The organism is Cetobacterium sp. NK01 (genome assembly GCF_024506395.1).
GTDB classification, from domain to species: domain Bacteria; phylum Fusobacteriota; class Fusobacteriia; order Fusobacteriales; family Fusobacteriaceae; genus Cetobacterium_A; species Cetobacterium_A somerae_A.
Window position 1 is genome coordinate 116,077 of record NZ_JANIBO010000003.1, and the last position, 24,569, is coordinate 140,645.

The following is a 24,569-nucleotide window of genomic DNA, read 5'->3' on the forward strand; positions in this document are numbered from 1 at the left end:
TGAAAAAACTGTTATAATATTTTTATGTAAAACTTAGGAGGGATTAAATGAGACTTTTAACAATTTTTAAGGATTTGAATGAAAATTTTTTTAATCAAGCTTTAGATATTTTTTCTATTGAAGAGAATTTAGAAGATTTAGCAGCTAAAAAATTAGAAACAGCATATTATACAAATATGAAGCTAGTTTATAAGCAACTTCCTTTTGATGCTGATATTTTCTTAAAGAAAGTTTTAAAAGATGGTAGCATTAGAAAAGATGATATTTTATATGATAATATTGAACGTATTTCTAGATTTGGTTTAATCAAAGTATCTGAAGAGAATAAAAATTCTGATGTTACTAATATCTCTTTTGATAGAAATTTTATAGTACAATTTTTACAATTCTTAGAAGATAATCCAGAAATAAAGTTAAGAGATCAAGAGATTAAAGAGGTTATATTGGGAGCGTTATTAAGTCATGGTATGATGAAATCTACTGAGGTTACAAATGTTTTAGTTAAGACAAAACTCATTGCTCAAGGAGAAATGAAATGGTTGGAACTATTCCATTTTTATATGACTAAAATTAAAGAGAACGAGATTCAAATGTTTCAAAATAATACTGGAATAATGTATCTTGCTTCATCTCCAGTTTATAACTCATGGGAAGAACCATTTTATGTTAAACCTAAAGTATTTCACTCTAAAGAAATTTATAAATCTTTAGGTCGTATTTTAGAAGGTCCTGAAATAAATAATATTATAAAAGAAGTTGAAAATTTAGGAGTTAAAAATCACTCGTTAGATTTGGATATTGTTTCAAACTTAATTAAAGAAATTCCTTTTGAAAAAACTCTTGAACAAATTGAAAATAAAGTTGGACATCCAATAATAAATAATGCTCTTTTCAAGCATAATTTAGCTAAACTTTATAACAAAACTCCAATTATTTCAAAAGGTGGACTTATTAATCCTAATAGAGTTGCTTTATCTTGAAAAAATTAAAAAAATAAACATATGTGATAAAGTGCTCTTAATAGCATATTGAATTTATTTAATATAAAATATATGGAGGTATAGTGTTAGTAAAATTTTCTAGAATATGATTTAATATTTAAAGGATATTTTCATTTATTTTCGAATAGATGTCTAATTAAAATTAGTTGTCTTTTGGGGTATTTTTTATTCTTTATATTGGAATAGGAGGATGATAATGAAAAAATTATTCTTAATGTTTTTAATTGTATTCCCATTTGTTTTTGCTTCTGGCACTTCTGATGAAGAGACTCAAAAATATCAATGTGGTGTGTGTGGTTACACTTACAACCCTGCAAAAGGAGATCCTAAGGCTAATATTCCTCCTGGAACTTCTTTTAAAAACCTTCCAGATAATTGGAAATGTCCAAGATGTGGTGAATCTAAAAGTGGTTTTAAAAAGAAATAAAATATTGTAAATTAACTTCTTAGTTATCAAATTTTAAATGTTTAAATGGGCTATCTTAGATATTAAGATAGCTTTTTTATTGATTAAAAAAGGAATGAAGGAGAAATAGCGAAGTTAAGTATTAATTAATTTTAATATAATTTTTATTTATATAAGAAAGGTTGTGAATATGGAAAATGTTGAAACTATTTTTTATGGAAGTGAAAAAAATGACTATTTAATTGTTAAAATGAAAGGTGAGAAAAAACTTAGAGTTTTTTTAAAAAACAAAGAGATTTTTCTAGAAGAAACATTTATTTATAATGTCTATTCTTCTCAGATATCAAATCTAACTTTTAAACTATCAATAATTTCAAATTGTTTTTATTTTAAAAATATAAAAATGCAAAATATTTATTATAGTATGATTGCTTCGGTTATTTTTTTATGCTTAATTTTAAATAATTCTAGTCAAAATGAATTAAAAAGAGAGATAAACAATAAAATTAGTTATATTGATGAACAATTAACTGATGAAATAATTTCAAATAATAAATTAGCTTATCTATTTACTTATATTTTATATTTTGCTATTACCTTAATCATAATTTTAATTATTAGATTTAAATTTGGTAAATTTGATGATAATTTACTAAAAAATAATATTTATTTTCTTATGAGTATGAATATAATTATGGCTGGAATAGGAGGGTTAATTGCTCTTTATTATAGACTTACTAATACTGAAGCCTTTAAATACTCTTTTTTAGTACGAAATTATATAATTCTTTCTTTAGTAAGAGCATCTTATTCTACTTGTGTAGGAGTATTGGTTTATTACATTTACAATCCAGAATTACGTAACTCACATCTTCCTATGTTTATAATTGCAATGGTTTTAGGGTATAGTACAAAATATCTTCCTTCTATTTTTAATAATACTGTAAAAGATAAATTAGATAAAAAATAAAAATATAATTTAAAATTAATTAAAATTTTCTTAAATAAGAAAGGTTGGAAATATGGAAAATATTGAACATATTTTTTGTGGGAATGAAAAAAGTAGTTATATGATTCTTAAAATGAAAGATGAAGAAAAGCTTAGAATTTTTTCAAAAAATGAAGAGATTTTTTTAGAAAAGGAAGAGCATTCTTGTGTGTATTGTTCTGAAATTTCAGAAATTCTTTTTAAATTGACAATAGTTCTAAATTCTATACAATTTAGAAAAAAAGAAATCCAAAATATTTATTATAATTTGATTGCCTCAGTTATTTGTCTATGTTTAACTCTTAATAAATCAACTGATTCTAATTATGATGAATTGAAAAAAAATATAGATGATGAGCTTAATTATATTTCTGATAAATTAGATGATGAAATAATAGCAAATAATAAATTAATTTATTTTCGAACTTATATTATTTACTTGGTAATTTTTACATTAGTTTCAATAATAATTTCAAGAATATTTTTAGTATCAGATTCAAAATCAATTAGTTTAATTTTTAATGATCCAATATTTAGTGATTCAATATTTAGTGACTCAGTATTTTTTGATTCAAACTTAATTAAGATATTAAATTCAAAAAAAGCAGAACCAGGAATGGTAAAAATTATAAAAAGTATGTATATGTCTACTTTAGGAGGATTAATTGCACTTTATTTTAAAATGAGTGATAAGCAATTTTTTAAATCCACTTTTTTAACTAAAAATTATGTACTTTTTTCATTGATAAGAGGAATTTATTCAACTTGTGCGGGAATAGCTGGATATTATATATTTATAAATTTTTTAAGTTATCTAGATAATACTAAAACGATAGATGAATCACAATTGTATATTTTTGCTGCAGCTTTAGGGTATAGTACAAAATTTATTCCTTCTTTTTTTAATAAAATTTCAGAAGAAAAATTTGGTAAAAAGGATCAAAAGTAGTTTATTGAAGTTTTAAAATGGATTTTATGTCAAAGACATGATAAAAAAAGCTGGTTTCTATATTTTAAATATTATTATATAAAAAAAGATCCTATAATATGGAATTGTTTTTACATGTCCACCCTATAGGATCTATTTTATTATTTTAGAATAAAGGTTCTATCAACAAGGTTATCAACTTCAACCCTACCGGTAATTATACAACTAAACATATGATTAAAAAAAGCTTCTTCAACTAAATAATTGTGACCCATGAGATCTTTTTTATTGATTTTTTTAGTAGTATCATAGTCATAATTATTGATATTATCACAATCAATAGAAAAAACATTTTTTTTACATTTCTCAATATTCTCTGGACCAGTATGCCCTAATCTTCTAGAAGCAAGACCATTTGCTAAATTTGCAACCTTACTTCCCCTTAGTGCTAAATCATCAGCAGAAAAGTAAACTACTACGTTTCTAGAGAAATCTGATATATGTTGTCCTTGTTTACCGATTTCTAAAGATTCATTTTCTATATCAGCAGCAACAAGAAAAGTATTTCTTGAAACTAAAGGAACCCCTTGACGTTGATAATATTTTTGCCATTCAAATAAAGCTTGTCTAAGAACTCTATTTCCCATGGAATGAGCTAAAATATTTATTCTTTTTAAACAAGGAATATCTTGATTTTCATCTGTTTTCCCCCATTTTAAAAAATCATTTAAGGCATTTACTAGTGATGTAGCAGATCTATCAGCAGCAACTTGATCATCATAATAATCTTTAATTTTTCCTGGATCATTATCACAAGGCCAAATAAAAGGGACTACAAGAACCTCTTTATCTTTTTTCAAATCACATAAATTTTGTAATTTAATGGTTTGTTCGAAAATTTCTTCAGGAGTGTTACTGTAACCATGAATAAAAAATAATAAACTTTTATATGAAGAATTTTTAAGTTCCCTAAAAAAATCACTCCATTCAAGAAGAGAGTATTTCATGGCACTATTTTTCTTACAAAAGAAGATGATTTGACTTGGATCAACATCATCTAAGTTAAAAGTAAAATTTTTTAATTTTGGATTTTTAAAATCTTCGATTGGATAACGATTTGTTAAAAATAACATATTAAACCTCCGTTTAAAAAGAAATAACTACGTATGTACTTACTACTTTAGATAATCTTAATTTCTTTTTTTGAAATATTAAAATTTTTGTAACACATAGAAATAAAAAATTCTAGAGAGGACAAAATCTCTATTCAAAGTCAAAAAATGAGGTATACTATTAATATACTTCACACGGGGAAACAAAAATAAAAAATTCGGAGGTATCAAATGGGGATTTTAGAAAATTTGGAGAATTTAAAAAAAGAGGATTTAGAAAGAGTTATTGAGATATTTTGTATTGAAAAAAACAGAAATAATGAAAAAGTATTTCAGGAGATTGAAAAGGTATATTTAGAAAATTTGGGAAAATTATATCACTATCTTCCTATAGAAACTTATAATTTTTTAGAACTTTATTTTGAAAATAATGGAGTAGTGCCAGATTCAGAGAGTTTATTTGAATGTGTTATGGACTTTGAAAAACTTGGACTTTGTCCATTTGAAGAAGATGATGAAGATAGCGAATTTATAAAAATTGATTTAGATACTAAAATTGCAAAACCTTTATATGACTTTTTAAATAATAATAAAGAGTTAATATCTAAAGAGATTGAGTTGTATAATGTTGTATCTGGAATTTTAAATACTTATTTGGGATTAAAGTTTACAGATTTTTTAGAGATCTTAAAAACTTTAAATATATTTAAAGCTGAGCATGAGATAATGGATTTTCTTAAATATAAGATAGGTAGCGATATATATGATTTTTACTTTAGCCCTAATGATGAACTATTTATAGCTAATAGATATATTCATAATTCAGAGGATATAATTGAGAAAGTTCTTTCATACAGAGGGGAAAGAAAGATACACTCTTTAAATCAATATATAAATCTATCTTATGACAATATAATAGAGGATGAAATAGAAAATATTTTAAGTACGATTAATTCAGAAGATATAAGTGATTATGATGATGCTTATATAGGATTTTACTTAATGAAGAATGCTTTGTTTGATTTACCTTGTGAAGAATGCTTGAAAGATATTAAGAATATGGTACCTGCAATTGATACTGACAATTCTGTTGTAAAAGAGAATATTGCTAAGTTTTATAATAAGGTTCCATTAGCTTTTGAAGGTGGAGTTATAAAACCTAATAGAGTAACACTATAAAAAAATTAAGAACCCTTATAAACTAAGGGTTCTCTTTAATTAAAACGATAATTTATAAAAAGTAGGATTATTAATAGGCGATTGAACAAATCCTTTAACTTCTTCTCTAATACCAGCACTTGCAGGCATAAAGTAGATTGGTAGAATAGGAACTTCTTCATTCATGATATTTTGAGCTTGAGCATAAAGTTCAGATCTTTTTGTAGAATCTAATTCAACTTTTCCTTTATCTAAAAGAGCATCAAAAGTAGGATTATCAAAGAAACTTCTATTTCCAGAAGAACCTTTCATACTACTATGAAGAACAGAGCCTATACCGTAGTCAGCATCTCCAGATGAGTTAGACCATCCAAGCATAAAAAGATCACTTTTTCCTGTTCCAGTTGCACTTAGAAATGCAGCCCACTCTAAGATTTCAATTTTAACATCGATTCCAATCTCTTTTAATTGAGCTTGTATAATTTCAGACATCTGTTTTCTAAGTTCATTATTACTTGTAACTAAAGTTAGGCTTAAATCTTTATAACCAGAGTCTTCTAAAAGTTTTTTAGCTTCTTCAGGATTGTATTCAAATGGAGTAGTTTCTTTAGAATACCCAACTACTCCAGGACCTAAGATACTATTAGCTTTTTCAACAGCACCATTTAAAACAGATTCGATAATAATATCTCTATTAATTCCCATTGCAATTGCTTTTCTAACATTTTTATCTTGAAGAGCACCTTTCTCTGTATTAATCCCCAAGTATCCAACTCCAAGAGAACTAATCTCCTCAACTCTAATATCTTTTCTATCTCCAAGAATTTTTCTACCAATAGAATCAATATCACCTGTAATATGATGCTCACCAGTTTCAATAGCAATAACTCTACTGTTTTCTTCTGGAATTCCTCTAACTTCAACTATTTCAATAGCAGGTTTACCTCTAAAGTAATCATCATTTCTTTTTAATGTCATATATGATCCAGGTTTCCACTCTACTAAAGAGTATGCCCCAGTTCCCATAGGAGCATGGTTTACATCTTTTGTGTTTTCGTAATAATTTTTATTTAAAATAGAAGCTGTTATGTGTGTTAAATGGTGTATTAATGAACCTGATGGAGCTGATGTTTTAACAATAGCTGTATATTTATCAGGAGTTTCAACAGTATCAATAGCTGAGTAAAGAGTCCCAACTTTAGATGACTTTTTAGCATTTTCTAAAGTATACTTTACATCTTCAGAAGTTAATTCATCACCATTTTGAAATTTAACTCCTTTTCTTAAGTTAAATTTTAACTCAGTAGGTGATACTTGTTCCCAACTTTCGGCTAATCCAGGAACTATTTTTAAATTTTCATCTGTTTCAATAAGTCTATCAAAAATATTTGAAATTATTCTTCTAGAATACACATCTGTAGCTTCGTGAGGATGAAGGGTTACAGATTCACTACTTTGAGTATAAATTAATTTATTTTCTTTAGGTGTTGCTACTTGCTTTGTAGATTCTTTTTCTTTTCCACAACTAATAAAAAGTGTAACTAGTAGTAATAATTTAAATATTTTTTTCATAGAATTCCCCCTTATTATTTAATGATTATTTAAATAAGGGTATCAAAAAAAAAAAGCTATGTCAAATTTTATTTTCAATATTTATAAAAATAAAAATAAATTACCAAAAATGTATTAGAATATCATTAGTTGTTTCAAATAATTATGAATGAAAAAGAAAAAATGGAACGTTTAAATAAAAAAATATATATGGTATTATTTTTACAGCAAAGGACAATTGAAAATTTTTATAGCCTAGAGCCGAGTTTAATTTTACTTTTTTTACCGTTAAATAGTTAAGGGGGAGACTAATGGATGAAAGAGATGTGATGTTGGCAAAAAGTGGTGATGAAGAGGCCATGGAAAAAGTTTTTTTAAAATACAAAAGTGATATTTTAAGAAATAGTAAAAAATTTTTTATAAAAGGCGGAGATATTGATGATCTACTTCAAGAGGGGTATATAGGTCTTATGAAGGCAGTGAAGTCATTTGACGAAACAAGAGAAGTGTGTTTTAGTACTTTTGCAAATCTATGTATAAAAAGACAGATTATTACAGCAGTAAAATCGTCAAATTCAAATAGAAACCAAAAGTTAAATACATCAATAATTGGAGATAGTGATACTAATTTAGATGATTTAGTTCAATATGCAAAACCATCTGTAAACTTTTATTCTCCAGAAGATATTCTCATAGGGAAAGAATTGATAGAGATGTTAGGAGAGTTTTTAAATAAAAATCTAACAGCTTTAGAAAAGAAAGTACTTTTCTACACTTGTAAACAGTATAAATATAATGAGATTGCAGAGCTTTTAGAAGAACCTTCTAAGAAAATCGATAATGCAATTCAAAGAGCAAGAAAAAAAATTCTAGAATATTTATCAGAATACACTAGATATTAGTATAAGAATAAAGGGTGAAAGATAAACTTTCACCCTTTTTATTTATAAAATTAATAATATAAAAGAACTAAAAGCAAATATACAAATGAATTTGGGGAATTTTTTGATAAAGAAAAAAATAGCAGCCTAGGAAACTGCTATTTTTATCAATAAAGCTTTTAATAAGGGGCAATAGGTTTTCTTTGGGGAGAAACACTATCTTGCTTTATAGTTACGTATTATTTAAGAAAATTCCTTTTATTTTTTTCTAGTATAGAAAAAATCAAGTATCTCTTTAAATGGTTCTAAAGAAAGTTTCACATTTAAACGATTGAAACACCAAGATCTTTTTCTAGGAATACTAGTTACTCCTTTAAGAATAGCTAATCCAATGAGTGCTATAATACCAATTATTAAAGAAACAGCTCCTGTTATAAAGTTTATTATCAAATCCATATATTCTCCTTAATTTCCCTATATATATCTAGCTAAAAACTATACCAAGAAATATTATTGCTACTAAAAATGGAATTAAATATGTTAATAGAGCTCCAAATAATACAGCCACAGCTCCAAATAAGAAAAGTAATATAGGAACAAGTACTACTAATAAAATTATAAGCAGAATAATCATTAGATTCCTCCTCCTAATAGGTTTATAAGTATTAATATAAAAAATAGAACAGCGGAAGAAATAGTAAATACTTTTAGACCCCAAAAGCAAAGACATATAATAACTAGCATGATACTTAACTTTCCAATAAAAAATAGAATTACTCCAATAAGTCCCAATAGTGCCATTGTTATCATTTAAATCACTTCCTTATTTTAATAGATTGAAATTTTTTTGATTTGTTCTACTTAAGATATTATTACATCATTTTATAAATTATAACAATCTTTTTTCTTCAGAGAATTTGAATTTGTACCATAATTTTTTTGATTAAATCATATAAGTAAAGGATATTATTCATAGATTTGTAGAAAATTTTCTTAATCTTGAGATTAGAGACTGTTTAGCTATTGTGAGGCTTCAAAGTTGACTAAAAAGTTACTACAAAATTTAAAACTAAAAGCATTGATTTTAAAAGAAAACCTAGTAAAAATATAGAACAAATTAGGAAAATAGAGTTAAAAAAGTATTGATGAACGCTTTAAAATGTTGTAAAACTAAAGTCAATAGAACAAATTTAAAATCAAATTGGAGGAATAAAAGTATGAAAATATTAAAATTTAATGTAAAAATTCTTAAAACAGTTTTGATTATAAGTTTAGGTATAGCTTCAACTTTAGGTATGAGTAGTTTAATGATACATAATTTTACAGTTAATTATGGAGAGATTTTAAAAAGCATAGAGAAAAATATGGATGTTATTGAGAACAAATTAATAGATAGGGAAACTTCAATAGAAGATAAAAAAGAGTTAATAGCAGCAACAAATTTATATTTCTTAAGTAGAGAGTGCATGGAATATTATAAGATAGAGAGTATAGATAATTATATGATATTGCAAGAAAAAATGTACAAGATAGTTGATTTTAGAGAAAACTATGGAAGATATAGTGAAATGAAAGAAAAAAAATTAAAACTAAAAAAAATACTTGATTTTTAAAATATATTGGATAAATTTGATAAAAAATAAAACATAAATTGCAATAAAAATGCAATTGTTTACTTAAATTTAAAAAAAATATTGTAAAACTATGTAAAGTGTAGTAAAAAATATATAGATAGAACAAATTATAGAGGTGGAGAATGATAAAGTTAAGAGTCACAGTTCCAAAGAATATAGCTTTGATTTTAAAACGAGATCAGGAAGATTTTGAAATTAATGAAAATAAGCACTATAACATAATATACAAAAATATGAATTTTGATTATAGTGAAGATAAATCAAAATCAGTTTATAAAGAGGATACTGAACTTCTTCAATTTACTTTAAGTAAAGAAAACTTTATAAAATTTGATACTTTAGAAAATAAAAAACTAAAAAAAGCAGATTTTTTTCGACAATTGATAACAGAATATGCTATGAAAAGTTCTTATGAAAGAGAGTTAATAGTTTTTAAAGAGCATTTAGAGCGTATAAAGGTAGCAATAGAGAATAATAAAAGAATAGAGATTAAGTTTAAAAATCGAGATGATATTTTAGATCCATATTTTATAGCCTCTTTAGAGAAAGAGAATAGAAATTATTTAGTTAGCTATAGTTATTATAAGGAGAAGATAGTTAATTACAGGATAAAAAATATTAGTAATATTATTATAACTAACTTAAATCGAGAACCTTTTGATGAAAAGTACATTAAAGATTTAAGTGAAAATTTTAATCCTTTTCTTTCTTTTGGTAACGAAGTAAAAGTAAGATTTACACGAGAAGGTGAAAAATATTATAAGCAAGTTATAAGTAATAGACCTAAACTCAAAGGAACTGAAGGAGATATTTATATTTTTGAAGCTAACGATTACCAAGCAATGCTTTATTTTGCTGGATTTATGGAAATGGTGGAGATATTAGAACCTTTGAGTTTAAGAGAGAAGATGATTGAAAGAGCAAAAATGATGATTGAAAACTATTTAACTAATAAAAGTAAAAAAGGAGATTAAATGGCGTATTTATATGATAAAGATTTAGAATTTTTGAAAAATTCTACAAATAATGAACTTGATGCAATTGTTCAAATTATAACAAGTAATGGAAAAATTACAGAGCAACTATCAAAGAAAGAAAATTTTAGAAACCATTTTCCAAATCACGATAAATATATTGAGGATATCTTGGAAGAAATACAAAGTTTTGGAGGAAATTCTGTTTTAAATTTTATTAGAAAAAAAGGAGTTTTATATAAAGAGATTTTAATAGATATTTGCAAAAATAAAAAAATAAAAATAAATAAAGATTCAAGAACAAGAGATATAGAAAAAATTTTTCTTTTAAATATGATGCAAGAATTAATTGAAAATATGGATTTAAAAGAAAGAAAAGAACTTTTAGATACAGCTAAAATTAATAGTGTCGATCTTTCTTTAGTAGAAATAATGAAAGATTTGGAAAATACTTTAAATGAAAAAAATGTTCATTTAGAAATTTATTTACTTCAATTTATAAATTCAGTAGTTTTAAAGAAACTTCAAATTGAAACTACTATTAAGTTAGGAGCTCAACACTTAATAAAATCAGTAGTTCCATTTATTCATTTAAAAACAATAGCAGATATAACAGGTCCAGCTTACCGAGTTACTATTCCAACAGTACTTCAGATTTCTATGTTACGAAGAATTAAAGAATTTAATGAATTTTAGGAGTTGATATGGTCTCAAAAAGTAAAAATAAATTTGAAAAAGTATTCCAAGAAAAATATAAAAGATATAAAAATGAAAATAAGAAACCTAGAATATTACTAGTAGGTGCTACAGGAGTAGGAAAAAGTTCTTTAATTAATAATATTTTCAAAGAAAATTTAGCAGATTTTGGAGCAGGTATGCCTGTAACTAAGTCAAGTACCAGATATGAAAATGAAAATTTAATAATCATAGATAGTGAAGGCTACGAAATAGGAGAAAATAATGTACAATCATTTAAAACAAAAATTAAAGAGATTGTAGAAATTGAAGAAGTTCATGTTGTTTGGTATTGTATAGCTTCTTGTAATCATAGAATAACAGAAGTAGACTTAGATACTTTTAAAATGTTAGAACAATTAAATAAAAAAGTTATATTAATTTTGACTCAATCTGAGTTAGTAACTGAGAATGAAGCACTATTTATGAAACAAATAATTTCTAATGAGCTTAATACAAAACCTTTTGAAATGAGTAATAAACTTGCTTTGGATTCTGTAGAATTAATCTATAGAAATTTAGAGTGGCTTCCTGAAATAGTAAGAGATAATTTTATAAAAAAACAAAAAGTTAATCTTGATTTAAAAAAAGAAACTTCTAATAAAAAATGTTTACAGTTTGCTCTTGTATCAGGTGTACAAAGTGTAAGCATTGATATTTTAAATAAGTTTACAGAAGAAAAATTAGAGAATCAATCGCCTCAATTTAATTTTATTTTAAACATTTCCCAATCTATGATGATGGAAAAAATCTCAGAAAATGAATCATTAAAAAATATAACAGAACTTTTTAATCGTTATAATTTATTTAAACAGATTCTTGAAATTTATGAATTTGAAAATATACTAAACGGGAAAATAATAAATGAATTGTCATATAACAGCATAATTTCGATAATAATTAATTTGTTAAGTAAAGGACTAGATAAAATTTTAAAAACTTTTAAAATGTATATTCAACTTTTGAGTAAAGCTGCATTCTCAATAATAACAACGTATATTTCTGGATATATTTTTTCAAATATATTATATGAATTTGAAAAATCTTTTTACTCAGATGAAACGGAGAAACCTATAAGTATAATCGAACAATTAGAAAATAAATTAGATTATTTTTTAGAAAAAATTTCTGCTGAAATTCACCCAGCTCTTTCTTCAGTTCTTGTTAATTTTTTAGCTGAAGAAGGAGGAGAAAATTGCTATGTATAAGATAAATACGTTGATTTTAGGTAAAACTGGAGCTGGAAAAAGTAGTTTTATAAATTATTTTTATGAGGGAGTTATTTCTGCAGCTGGAGTTGGAAAACCAGTGACACCATTTGGGTTTCATAAATATGAAATACAAAAAAATTCATATATTCACTGTATTTTCGATAGTTCTGGTCTTGAAGCAAATAATTTTTTAAAATGGAAAAAAATGTTGGATGATAAATTTTTTTTAGCAGAAAAGGGACTAGATATTACAACTTGGATTCATAATGTTTTTTATTGTATTTCTTCAAAAGGAGCCAGAATAGAAAAAACTGATTTGGATATAATTTCTTATTTATTAACAAATAGCCAAAGTGTATGTATTCTTCTAACAAAGAGTGATATAGCAGAAGATTATGAAAAAGAAGCTTTGAAAAGAATACTATTACGAGAATTTCCAAAGATTAATATATTTGAAATTTGTAGTGAGGAAAAATTACTTAGAACAGGTGAAAAAAAATATCCTTTTGGAAAGGATAAAATATTAAAAGACCTTTCTCGAGATATCTCAAGAGAATTATATTCAAAATTAAATTTCAAAATCTTTAAAAATATAAAATCTAATTTAAAGGATTGGTTAGAAAATGAAATTGTTTTTTTGAATAAAGAGATAGGAGTTTTTACAAATCAAAAAAAATTAAAATATTTATTGGAAGAAAAATGGGAAATTGAAATTTTAGATATTAAGAAAATTTTAGAACATAAAATAAATAAAGGGGTTGCTATAATAACTCAATTAACTGAAAATCCACAAAATATAGATTATTTTGAAAATAGTTTTAAAGTTATTGAAGAAGAAACTCAAAATATATTTGAAATATTAAATAAAAATATAGACTTAAATATAAATAATATTAAATTTAAGAAAAAAGTTTTAGAAGAGCTAAAATTAAAATTAGAGGAGATGGTATAAAATGTCTAATAAAGCAACAGAAATTTTTTCAAATAATTTACAAAATAAATTAATTGAAGGTGGAATTCCTTTTTCTGCAGAAATATCTAAAGTATTTTCAGAAGTAGCTTTAGGGAGTGTTGAAAATATAACAAATATGATGGATAAATCAGATGAAAGAAGACATAAAGAAATACTAAAAAAAATAGAAAATGATTTTAAAGAAACAGAATTATTTTCTAATTTTAGTAAAGCTGGTCTTGATATAACTAAAGAAGTACTTCAACAATGTTTAAAATTTTATGAAAATGCTTTAGAATCTTGTAAAGATTTAGAAAAAGAATTATCGATTATAATAACTAATATTAATGAAGATAAGGATATTAGAATGAAGGCTATGGAAGAGAATACTAAGTTGAAGCAAACTAAAATAAATTCGACTAACGATTTGACTAAAACTGCAGTTAAAGCAGTTACTACTTTAACAGCGATAGTTGCTGCAACGTTTATTAGTAAAAAAGGTATCGACTCTTGGGAAAATAGCAAAAAACCATTTTGGAAAAGATAAGTATAAAAAAGTAAGAAAGTAAAGAGAAATTATCAAAAAATTTAAACAAATCTAACAATTCTTATATTTAGTTGAATAATTTTTTTAAATAAATTGATAAATAAAGATAAATTAGTTGTAAGATAAAAACTAATTTATCTTTATTTTATTATCTTGGATATTGTACAGTTTTATGTTATTATAAGCCTATATGATAAGGTGGTATTTTAGGGGGAGATAATGCTAATATCTAATAATAAAATGACAATGTATGAGACTTTGAAAAATTCTATAAATAGCTGTGAAGAGATAATAATGAATGTCTCTTTTATTCGCGATTCAGGATTAAAACTTTTAATTCCAGAGTTACAAAAAGCAAAGGCTGCTGGAAAAAATATAAAGATATTAACAAGCGATTATATGAAGGTAACAGAACCAAATGCACTTTATAGACTGCTTGATATTCCAGGAGTTAAAATATTTAATAACCCTTCTAACAGATCTTTTCATCCAAAAACATATATATTTAAAAATAAAAACAAGATTGAAATCTATGTTGGATCTTCCAATATTTCTTACTCTGCATTAGTTTCAGGAGTAGAGTGGAACTACTATTTTAGTGGAGATTCTAAGGAGGAGAATATAAATGATATTTTATTAGAGTTTGAAGAACTTTATGAAAGATGTAGTTTTAATCTAACTTTAGATTGGCTAAGAGATTATGAAAAGTCCTATGAGAAAAAGGATTTTGAAAAACTAATAGATCCTCAACCACCAATAGAGATTACAAAAAAATTGGAACCTATAAAGTTTCAAGTACCGGCTCTTTATGAACTTTCTAAAACTAGAGAGGAGGGCTATAAAAAAGCTATGGTTGTTGTTGGGACAGGACTTGGTAAAACATACCTTTCAGCTTTTGATAGTATGAGTTTTAATAAGATATTGTTTGTGGCTCATAGAGATGAGATATTAAGAGATGCTAAAAAAACATTTGAAACTGTATATAAAGACAGTAAAAGTTATGGCTTTTTCAATGGTTACAAGAAAGAGGTAGCCAAAGATATAACATTTGCAACAGTGACAACACTTTCAAAGGATGAGTATTTAATAGATGACTATTTTTCAAAAGAATACTTTGACTATATAGTGATAGATGAGTTTCATCATGGTAGTGCTCCAAGTTATTTGAAACTTTTAGATTATTTTAAACCTAAGTTTTTGCTAGGGCTCACTGCAACGCCAGACCGTGCTGACAATGGAGATGTGTATAGACTATGTGACTATAATATCGCCTATGAGTGTGACTTTAGAGTTGGTATCAATAATGGGTGGCTTACTCCTTTTGAATATTTTGGAATCTATGATGATACAGATTATTCTCTAATACCTTGGAGAAGTGGAAAATATGATTTAGAAGCTTTGGAAAATAGTTTGATTGTTGAAAAAAGATTGGAACTTGTTCATAAAAAATATATGGAGTTTAGAAAAACCTCCACTGTTGCTTTTTGTGCCAGTGTTAAGCACTGTAAAGTTATGCATAAATATTTTAATGATAAAAATATAAAAAGTGAGATAGTTATTGGGGATACATCGGTGGAGAAAAGGCAGGAGATAATTTCTAAATTTAAAGAGGGAAAATTAGATATTATATTTACTGTGGATGTATTTAATGAAGGGGTAGATATCCCATGTATAGATACAATTTTATTTTTAAGACCAACAAACTCCTATACAATATTTATTCAGCAATTGGGGAGAGGACTTAGAACTTTTGAGGGAAAAGAAAAGCTTCGAGTTTTAGATTTTGTAGGAAACTTTAAAGGGGCAGAGTTAAGACCAGCTTTTTTATCGGGAAGTTTTAAGGGAGAAAGAAAGCCAATATCTCCTTTAGATTCAAACTTTGTTTTGCCAAGTGGATGTAGTGCAAACTTTGATTTTAAAATAATAGAGTACTTTGAACAAAGTAAAGATAAAAGGGATAATTTAAAGGAGAAATTGTATCAAGATTTTTTAAGAGTTAAAGAGATTTTAGGGAAAAATCCAAGTATTATGGATGTCTATACCTTTGGAGAGTTCCCAGTTCATACATATTTGCAAAAATATAAAAGCTGGTATCAATTTTTAAAAGAGGTTGATGAATTAACAGAGGAAGAAAAGGTATTTTCAGAAAGAGCTATTAAATTTTTGGAGTTTTTAGAAAAAACTGCAATGACCAAATCCTATAAAATACCTCTGTTACTGCCTTTGTTTAAAGATGGATTAAAAGAAGAGGTGGCCTTAAAAGAGATTGGGGAGTTTTATAAAAAGTTTTATAGTGATGATTTACATGGGAAGGATTTAAATAACAAAAAGCATGATGATTGGAAAAGTTGGGATTTAAAAAAGTTTGAAGCTTTGGCCAAAGATAATCCAATACATTTTTTAACTAAAGATGAAAAAAACAAAGAGTTTTTCAGCTTTGTAGATGATAAGTTTAAACTAAATGATGAACTATTTAAAGAAGTTATAGAAAATAAAGAGTTACTAGAGAATATTTTAAGTAGATTAGAGTATAGAAATATAAATTATTTTAGAAGGAAATATATGGAGGGATAATGTCAGTAGAGTTTTATAATAATAATGCAGAGGAGTTTTTTAATAATACTGTTAATGCAGATATGAGTGCAACATACAGTTTGTTTGAGGAAAATCTTTCAGATATAGATGGAGAGATTTTAGATTTAGGGTGCGGAAGTGGAAGAGATGCTAAATATTTTATCGATAAAGGATATAAGGTGACAGCTTTAGATTTGTCTCCAGTGTTAGCAGAAAAAGCAAGTAAATATATTGGACAACAGGTTATAATAGGAGATATGAAAGATTTAGATTATAAGGACAGATTCATTGGAATTTGGGCGTGTGCGTCACTGTTGCACCTAACAGAGGATGAAGTTTTTGAAACTATAAAAAGGTGTCATAAGGCTTTAAAAAAGGATGGTGTTCTTTATGCATCTTTTAAATATGGAGAAAACAATTACGAGAAGGATGGAAGAAGTTTTACTTGTTTTACTAAAGATAAATTTTTAAATCTAATAGAGGGATTAGATTTTTATTACCGTGCAACTTTTGAAACTGGTGATGTTAGGCCAGGAAGGGGGAACGAAAAATGGCTCAATGTGATTCTGAAAAAGGGATAGTAAAGCGTACTAGCCATAAGGAACTCTTAAAGTTAGAGGATAAAGAGCTTCTAAAAGCTATCCGTAAAGTTATGATGGAGAATAAGGCATTTACATCTGTGGCTTATAAAAAAGCTAAATTTATCCCATTTCCTACTTTAAAAAGAAGATTTAAGGATATTGAGGTATGGCAGGATTTAATTAACTATTTACATTTAAATAAAGAGTATCAAATAGCAACAATGAAAGCTAAGAAAAAAATTATAACTCCAGCTTTTATAAAAAATAGTGTAAAAGAAAGTAACGAAGAACTTTTAGAGATGTATAAAGAGTTTTCAGAGAGAATTGGAGCATATAATGGTGCTTCTATGCTTCAACTTAAAAAGTATGGCTTTAAATACTCTGAAACAGTTCTTTTAAGACGTTTTGGTAGCTGGAAAAATGTTAAAGAGTCATGTGGTTATACATTTAATTTAGGGACTATGTACTCTAAGGAGGAGATTGTAAAACTTTTAATGGTGGCTAGAGAGAAATATGGAAGAAGACTTTCTCAAAAAGAGATAAATCAAGATCCAGATTTGCCAACATTAGAAACAGTTTTAAAGTTTTTTAAGACTACTAAAATCTCGAGTATTTGGGATGAGTTGGAAAAAGGTATGGAGAAAACCACTACAGATGGGAAAATCTATACTTTAGAAGAGATTAAAGAGTTACTGTATAAAGAGTATCTAGAAAAAGGTGCTCCTTTAACTATAGTTGAAATTATGGAAAAAACTAAAGAGGGAAAACTCCCTGGGAAAACAACAATATACAGACATTTTAAAACACAAAAGATTAAAGATATTTGGAATATTGTTTTGGAGGAGAAAGAAAATGGATAAAATTAAGAAAATTTTTTATAAGCATTGGGATAAAGAGAAAAGTGACAAGTTTTATGAGAGTTTAGAAAGTTCAGTTTTAAGCTATAAGGTTGAGTGTTTAGAAAAGTTTATAGAGGATATATTTCAAGAGAATCCAAATGTAAAAAGAGATGAGATATTAAGATATGCTAAAAATATGGATGCTTTTACTGATGCAGAGGAGTTTTTAATAGATTTCTTTAAATCTACTAGAACACCTGAGGGTGATGCTGTTGCTGCAAGATTAGAGGATAATCCAGAAGAGGTTGAAAGACTTTTAAATGGACTTTTGGCTTCAAAGAGAATAAGAGTTAAAGAGAATGAGAATGAGTTTATAGTTTGGTATATTTAAGAAAGTTTTAAATAAAACATTTATATAATTAAGTATAAGATAAAATTTAATAATGAGTTAAAAAAGTAGTAATTTAAAGGATTACTACTTTTTTATTTAGAAAAAATTAGTAAATATGAAGAGTGATTTAGGAGGAGTAAGTTTAATTATATAAATTAATCATAAAAATGTAATTATTTTGTAAAAATGTACTATATTATATACACTCTTGAAGAAAATTTAAAAAAAAATAAAAAAATTTCAAATAGATAAATTCTAGAATATGAACTATTATATAATAAACGTAAATTTTATAAAATATGTAAAAAATATCGACTAACAGAACTCAATAGATAAATTTTATAATAAAATAGATAATCTCAATTATAATATTTTAAAAAATGTCAGATGTAGAGTCTGACGTTTTTTTATAAAATCATTTTTTATTTTTAATAAGTAGAAAAACAAGTCTAAAAGTAGTATAATGAGTCAATATAGTCATATAAAAAACAATAAAAAATGTAGGGTATAGGGGGAGGAATTATGAAACGAATTTTATGTATATTTTTGTTATTTTTTGAGATAGTTTTAAGCAAAAATATATATGTGGTATACGATGATTCTTTATCAATGAAAAAAGAAAGTCGAGACATTTATGCTAACTATGCATTGCAAACTTTAGCATCACTTTTGAGTGAAGATGATAATTTAACAATTACTAGAATGAGTGATATTAAGGAGGATTTTAGAAATAAAACTATAGTAAATTTAAAGGATATTAATAGTGAATTAAAATATTTTGAAAAAAACTTAGTAGCAAAATCACAAGTAACACCTTATAGAAGTATAGAAACAATAGTAGATTATATGGATAAAACATCTTCAAAAGATGAATCAAATTGGTTAATAGTAATAACTGATGGTGAATTTGAAGATGGAAAGCCAATTTCTAATATAGAAAATGTAAAAAATGCTATTTCAAAATCAGTTCAAAAAATTAATTTAAAACCAATTTTTTTATTAATCGGATCAAATCAAAAAGAATTAGAAAAATATGAAAATCAAGAAGGAATAAGAGTCTGGAAAGAAATTTTTGGAGAAGGAGAGTTTCCAAAAATATTTAAAGCCTCAAATCAAAAAGATATTATAACAAAAATGAGAGAGATTGCTCAACTTTTAACATCAAAATCATCTAAAAGTTTAGACGATATCTATAGTGTTAATAACAACAAATTAGAATTCAATAGTTTGTTCCCTTTATCTAAAATAATATTTTTAGATCAAGCAGAGGGTGAAGAGAAACTAAATACCTTGGAGAAAATCTATATTGATGGAAAAGAAATAAATATCGATAAGCAATATAAGCCATTAAAAAATGAAAGAAAAATATTATTAGCAGCTAATGTAATTCATATTGAAGGAAACAATAATAAAATTATATTGGAGTTTAAAGAAAATGTAACTAAAAATATTAAGGTTTTACCAGAAGTATCAGCTAAATTTAAGGTAAGCTTATTAGATGAAGAAGGTAAAGAATTAAAAAATGGTTTATTAGAAATACCATCTGAAGAAAAGTTTAACGTAACTGCTAAATTATTAAAAGGCGATTCAAATGAATTGTTGGATTATGTAGATGGAACTGAAGTTATCTTAAATTATGGTAATAAAAAAATTCCATTGAAATATAATAAAGAAAAAAATATTTATGAAGGAGTTTTAGAAATAGAAAAAGGTAGAAAATCTATTGATGGAACAGCAGAGTTTCCAGGATATTTCTACTATCAATCAGATATCTATATTATAGAGGGGACTTCTCCAAAGCCAAAAGTTATAAAAAAAATAGAAGAACCAAAACCAGAACCACCAAAGCCGGAGCCACCAAAACCTTACATTATGTCGGTTGATATATTTTCTGAAATAAATGATTTTTTAACACAAGAAGATTTAGTTAAAAAGCAATTTTATATTATTCCTAAAATTAATGGAAATAATTTATCAGAGGAAGATATTTCTAAAATTGAGATAAAACTAAAAAGTGATATGAGTGGAAAACTATCTGAAAAAAAATACATAGATTTAGTTAATTCATATGGATGGGAATATACTCCAGATTTATATTCAGGAGTTTTAAATTTTAAAAATCCTCAAGGAGAAAAAAAAGTTGAAGTAACTTTGGAAAATAAAGAAAAAAATAAGATTTTTAAAGATCAAAGAGTATTAGTTTTAGAAAAAATTAGTTTTTGGTCTGCTTTTGGAAATTTAATATTAAAAGGAATATTACTATTGACTGGTTTAATTCTTATAATTGGGTATATTAAGAAAAATAGATTTAAAAAGGAAGAAAAAATTATAATAGAGGAGATTCAAGATAATTTTAAAAAACCTGTTATAAGAAAGGTATTAAAATCTACTTTTTTAAATACTATAACACCATATAAGGATGATGAATGTAATATTGATGGATTTATCTTTGTAGCAAATAAAGGATTTGTTGGAATAACTGCAGAAAGTTTTGCTAAATTATTTAATAGAAGCTCTGTAAATAAAGTTTACATTAACGGAGATTATATTGATAAGGATGAGTTAAAAACTGGAAAAAAAGAGATCTATAGATTATATAATGAGGACAATATCGAGTTTGTCTTTGATAATTCTGGAAGAAAAAAATATATATATAAAATAGAAAAATAAGGAGTGGGATGAAAATGGCTAATAAACCAGCACTTATAATAGGTTTAGGGGGAATAGGAAGTAAAATTGTAACGGATGTTTACAATGCAATTCCTGAAGATGAAAGAAAAAAAGTGATAGTACATGTTTTCGATACTGATGTAAACGCTGCTAAAAAATTAGGATTAAAGGAAAAAGATATTACTATTACAAGTTCTGACTTAACTGTTAGAAAATGTTTAGCAAAGGATGAAATTCATAAATCTAATGCAACAGAGTGGTTTCCAACAGATTCGCCAACAATTTTAAATACTCAATTTTTAACAGGAGCTGGACAGGTAAGAGCAATATCAAGATTAGCTTATATGGACTCTATTGGGAGTGGAAGACTAAAAGATTTAGAAGCAAAGTTATCTGCATTTTCTCAGTTAAATGGAGAAAGTCATGCTGAAGAAATTAGAATTATGATTGTAAGTTCTTTAGCGGGGGGAACTGGATCTGGAATATTTTTACAAACAGCTTTATATTTAAGAGATTATTTCCAAAAAGAGGGAAAATCTGTGACAATAAGAGGTTCATTTATACTACCTGATATTTTAATAAAAAATAATGTTTTAAATGGGACACATATAAGAAATATAAGAGCAAATGGTTATGCTTGTTTAAAAGAGTTAGATGCAATTATAAGATCTACAATGTCTTCAGGAACTGATCACAGTGTAAATATTCAATTAGCATATAAACCAGGAATGAAGGATGATGAAAAAGTAACTAAAAATCCATATGATTTTATATTCCTTTATGACTATGAAAATACTGATGGAAAAAGTTTAGGAAGTTATAGCCATTATCTAGATCATGTGGCAAAAACAGTTTATCTTCAACTGTTTAGTGATATAGCAGGAGAAGCATCATCAGACGAAATTAATATGCTTGTAAATGTAATTGAAAATAATGGAAGAGCAAGATATGCTAGTGCGGGAGTAGCATCACTAATATACCCATATAATGATTTAATAGATTATAATGCATATAGATTAGCAAATGAAAGTCTAAATCAAAAATGGTTAAAACTAGATACTCTTTTTGAAAATGAACTTGATGAGTATGAAAATTATAAAAAGCAGGGTATTCATCGTGAAGTTCCTAAAAAATATATAAGAATGAATGAATTATTTGATAATGAAGTTAAAAATGGAGATGTTTTCTTTAAAAATTTAAATAGATCATTACATGTTATTTTAAAAGATAATGAGTTAGGTCCTAAGAAAACTCAAGAATTTTTAAATAGTATTGAGCAAAGAATCCAGGGAGATATTGAATCTGCAAAAGAGTATAAAGAGTATACGAATTATAAAGCTCCTATTCAAACAAATTTAAATGGTAAAAGTGATGAACTTAGAAATGAAGTGGAAAGTTTTGAAAGTCATTTAGCGAGATACAAAAAAAGCGTTATGAATTCTATTGATGATAAAAAGAATATGATTGTTACAGATATGTTACCATTAATCTTAATTGAAGAAAATGATATTAGCAAGTTTCCTCATCAATTAGGATACTGGCTTTCTGGTAAAAGTGATGGAGAAGCTTTAAGTCCCATAGCTAGTAGATATTTCTTATATGAGTTGAAAAATATTTTACTTGAAAAAGTTAGAGGTTTAGAAGAGGAAGTTACTACTTTATATAAGGGTTCTGAAAAATATATGAGTGATTTTGGAGATAGCAAAAGTGCAAAGGAAGCTTTAGATGAAGCGATTTCAAAATCATCAGGTTTATTTGGTGTATTTAATAGAGCTCAAAAAACTTTTGCAACTGAATATGCAGACAAAGCAACAAAACAATTTAGAAGAGTAGGTAATTATTGCCAGAAGAAGATTGAGTTAGGTGTTTATACAGATCTTTTAAAAGCTATAGATGAAATGATTGAACATAATGAAGAAGGATTTTTTAGAGCTTTAAAAGAGATTATGACAGATTTTTCAATTAAGTATCACAATTTAGAAAAAAATCATGATGAAAAGAATGACGTTAGTAAAGTATACGTACTTTCTGAAAAAGAAACTAAAAATAAGTTGTATGAAGGTCTAATAAAAAATATAGATACAGAAAATATTATAAAAGATAGTTATAATGAAATCTTTAAAGAGAAGTATGCTAGATTTATAGCTAGAAGAAAAAATGAAAATCATAAATTATCTCGTCAAATGAAAGATATATTTGGAGATAAAATAAAGGATAGCTACGTTAGTAAGATAAAAGCAAGTGAAGTATTGGATATGGATATAATAACTGCAATTAGAAAAGAATGTGATTTGAAAGGTATCTATAGTGAAGAACAAAATAATGCAATAGATAATTATATTAGAAATATAAAAAATAGAGCTAAGCCATTTTCACAAAAGAAAGGAGTTAATTTCTTAGATTTATGGGGAATAAATCCAACTGTTTTAGAAAATTTATCAGAACAACAGCAGCAAGATTTATTTTCGAATAATGGTGGAAATAAAAACACTGTAGAAAGTAATGGTTTTTCTAAGTATGAAATAGTAAAATATCTTTCAATGCACGGGTTAAGAGCACAAGACTTTGATAAATTTGCACCAGGAAATGTACAAAAAGAAACAGAGGATGGAGTTTATTATTCTGCGTACAAAGAGGTAATTGAAAAGTTAAATAGAAACGAATTAACAGTAACACCACACTTGGATAAAAGATGGCATTTAATAAATTATATGCCAGATATAAACGATGAGCAAGCTGACATAGATAAAAAAGCTGTAGCAAAAGGTTTTATAAATGGACTTTTATATGATATTATCCAACAAAGAAAAGATGATGGTAAATCAATTTGGACATTCAAAGAAAGAGAGGGAAGTTCAAAGACAATAGAGATAGGAAATACACCGATAAAAACTTTATACCCTAATTTATTAGAAGGATTAGGATATGCTCCATACTTTGTAGATGATATTAATACAAGAGTAAAAGATAAAAAGAATGAAGATTTTGAGCTTCAAAGACACAGTTTAGAAAATCATAAGTATATTTCTTTAGCAAATTCAACGAATAATAGAAATATTATAGATATTTTAATAGGATATGTAAATGATAGCGAACCATCTAAAAGAAAAGAATCAGAAATAAAAATAATGGAACTATTAAATATATTTATGGAACAAACACAAGATTATATGATTGAATTTTTTGGAGAGTACAGAAAAACAACAGCCTCAGAAATATCAGCTTCTTATATAGCCTCAGCTTTAAATGAATCTTCAAAATATACTGAAAGTGATAAGGGAGTAGGTTTTATAATGGATTTAAAAGATAAAATTCACGCTAGAGTAGAATCAACTCTAAAAGAGGTTGGTTCTAGCCTAGGAATTGAAAAACTGAAAGAATCAACATATGGGGATTTAAAGGAATTGATTCAAGACAAAGCTAGAGGATAGGTGAA

Annotated in this window: 22 protein-coding genes; 18 read left to right on the forward strand and 4 right to left on the reverse strand. The window is 25.9% G+C overall.

Annotated elements, in window-relative coordinates; genetic code table 11:
• Positions 1–47 precede the first annotated feature (47 nt).
• From NON08_RS12660 to NON08_RS12675, 4 genes are all read left to right on the forward strand, one after another.
• Positions 48–980 (forward strand): hypothetical protein, encoded by a 933-nt coding sequence (locus tag NON08_RS12660; RefSeq protein ID WP_256691978.1) that lies wholly within the window; start codon positions 48–50, stop codon positions 978–980.
• Positions 981–1,197: 217 nt separating this feature from the next.
• Positions 1,198–1,428 (forward strand): rubredoxin, encoded by a 231-nt coding sequence (locus NON08_RS12665; RefSeq protein WP_256691979.1) that lies wholly within the window; start codon positions 1,198–1,200, stop codon positions 1,426–1,428.
• Positions 1,429–1,597: 169 nt separating this feature from the next.
• Entirely contained in the window at positions 1,598–2,377 is a 780-nt protein-coding gene (locus NON08_RS12670; RefSeq protein WP_256691980.1) for a hypothetical protein, read from the forward strand.
• A gap of 52 nt (positions 2,378–2,429) precedes the next feature.
• Positions 2,430–3,344, forward strand: a complete 915-nt coding sequence (locus NON08_RS12675; RefSeq protein ID WP_256691981.1) for a hypothetical protein — start codon at positions 2,430–2,432, stop codon at positions 3,342–3,344.
• Positions 3,345–3,484: 140 nt separating this feature from the next.
• Here NON08_RS12675 and NON08_RS12680 read toward each other — a convergent pair whose 3' ends face one another.
• Positions 3,485–4,456, reverse strand: a complete 972-nt coding sequence (locus NON08_RS12680; protein WP_256691982.1) for an alpha/beta hydrolase — start codon at positions 4,454–4,456, stop codon at positions 3,485–3,487.
• 210 nt (positions 4,457–4,666) lie between these two features.
• Here NON08_RS12680 and NON08_RS12685 point away from each other — a divergent pair, with 210 nt between their 5' ends.
• Entirely contained in the window at positions 4,667–5,614 is a 948-nt protein-coding gene (locus NON08_RS12685) for a hypothetical protein (RefSeq protein WP_256691983.1), read from the forward strand.
• Between the two features lie 39 nt (positions 5,615–5,653).
• Here the strand turns inward: NON08_RS12685 and NON08_RS12690 are convergent, their stop codons facing one another.
• Positions 5,654–7,165, reverse strand: a complete 1,512-nt coding sequence (locus NON08_RS12690) for an ABC transporter substrate-binding protein (RefSeq protein ID WP_256691984.1) — start codon at positions 7,163–7,165, stop codon at positions 5,654–5,656.
• A 290-nt stretch (positions 7,166–7,455) separates the two neighbouring features.
• On the opposite strand from NON08_RS12690, the gene NON08_RS12695 reads away from it, so the two are divergent.
• Positions 7,456–8,046, forward strand: a complete 591-nt coding sequence (locus NON08_RS12695; protein WP_256691986.1) for a sigma-70 family RNA polymerase sigma factor — start codon at positions 7,456–7,458, stop codon at positions 8,044–8,046.
• A gap of 237 nt (positions 8,047–8,283) precedes the next feature.
• On the opposite strand, the gene NON08_RS12700 is transcribed toward NON08_RS12695, so the two are convergent.
• Positions 8,284–8,481: a hypothetical protein gene (locus tag NON08_RS12700; protein WP_256691987.1), complete on the reverse strand. Its 198-nt coding sequence runs from the start codon at positions 8,479–8,481 to the stop codon at positions 8,284–8,286.
• Between the two features lie 28 nt (positions 8,482–8,509).
• Positions 8,510–8,659 carry a hypothetical protein gene (locus NON08_RS12705; protein ID WP_256691988.1) on the reverse strand — a complete coding sequence of 50 codons (150 nt, stop codon included), beginning with the start codon at positions 8,657–8,659 and terminating at the stop codon, positions 8,510–8,512.
• A gap of 583 nt (positions 8,660–9,242) precedes the next feature.
• On the opposite strand from NON08_RS12705, the gene NON08_RS12710 reads away from it, so the two are divergent.
• From NON08_RS12710 to NON08_RS12765, 12 genes are all read left to right on the forward strand, one after another.
• Complete coding sequence (locus tag NON08_RS12710) at positions 9,243–9,638, forward strand: hypothetical protein (RefSeq protein ID WP_256691989.1); 396 nt, start codon at positions 9,243–9,245, stop codon at positions 9,636–9,638.
• 143 nt (positions 9,639–9,781) lie between these two features.
• Positions 9,782–10,633 (forward strand): WYL domain-containing protein, encoded by an 852-nt coding sequence (locus NON08_RS12715; protein WP_256691990.1) that lies wholly within the window; start codon positions 9,782–9,784, stop codon positions 10,631–10,633.
• Positions 10,634–11,329, forward strand: a complete 696-nt coding sequence (locus NON08_RS12720) for a DUF3944 domain-containing protein (RefSeq protein ID WP_256691991.1) — start codon at positions 10,634–10,636, stop codon at positions 11,327–11,329.
• 8 nt (positions 11,330–11,337) lie between these two features.
• Complete coding sequence (locus NON08_RS12725; RefSeq protein ID WP_256691993.1) at positions 11,338–12,576, forward strand: GTPase family protein; 1,239 nt, start codon at positions 11,338–11,340, stop codon at positions 12,574–12,576.
• The gene (locus NON08_RS12730) at positions 12,569–13,531 is read left to right on the forward strand and encodes a GTPase domain-containing protein (protein ID WP_256691994.1); all 963 of its coding nucleotides are present in this window, start codon (positions 12,569–12,571) and stop codon (positions 13,529–13,531) included. Before NON08_RS12725 ends, NON08_RS12730 begins: the two co-directional genes overlap by 8 nt.
• Before the next feature lies 1 nt (position 13,532).
• On the forward strand, positions 13,533–14,078 hold the full coding sequence (locus tag NON08_RS12735) for a hypothetical protein (RefSeq protein ID WP_256691995.1): 546 nt from the start codon (positions 13,533–13,535) through the stop codon (positions 14,076–14,078).
• 219 nt (positions 14,079–14,297) lie between these two features.
• The gene (locus NON08_RS12740; protein WP_256691996.1) at positions 14,298–16,652 is read left to right on the forward strand and encodes a DEAD/DEAH box helicase family protein; all 2,355 of its coding nucleotides are present in this window, start codon (positions 14,298–14,300) and stop codon (positions 16,650–16,652) included.
• Positions 16,652–17,233 carry a class I SAM-dependent methyltransferase gene (locus NON08_RS12745; RefSeq protein WP_256691998.1) on the forward strand — a complete coding sequence of 194 codons (582 nt, stop codon included), beginning with the start codon at positions 16,652–16,654 and terminating at the stop codon, positions 17,231–17,233. Before NON08_RS12740 ends, NON08_RS12745 begins: the two co-directional genes overlap by 1 nt.
• Positions 17,203–18,093: a hypothetical protein gene (locus NON08_RS12750; RefSeq protein ID WP_256691999.1), complete on the forward strand. Its 891-nt coding sequence runs from the start codon at positions 17,203–17,205 to the stop codon at positions 18,091–18,093. The genes NON08_RS12745 and NON08_RS12750 overlap by 31 nt, the downstream gene beginning before the upstream one ends.
• Entirely contained in the window at positions 18,086–18,463 is a 378-nt protein-coding gene (locus tag NON08_RS12755; protein ID WP_256692000.1) for a hypothetical protein, read from the forward strand. Before NON08_RS12750 ends, NON08_RS12755 begins: the two co-directional genes overlap by 8 nt.
• A 522-nt stretch (positions 18,464–18,985) precedes the next feature.
• On the forward strand, positions 18,986–21,133 hold the full coding sequence (locus tag NON08_RS12760) for a hypothetical protein (protein WP_256692001.1): 2,148 nt from the start codon (positions 18,986–18,988) through the stop codon (positions 21,131–21,133).
• Positions 21,134–21,147: 14 nt separating this feature from the next.
• Positions 21,148–24,564, forward strand: a complete 3,417-nt coding sequence (locus NON08_RS12765; protein ID WP_256692002.1) for a tubulin-like doman-containing protein — start codon at positions 21,148–21,150, stop codon at positions 24,562–24,564.
• Positions 24,565–24,569: the final 5 nt, after the last annotated feature.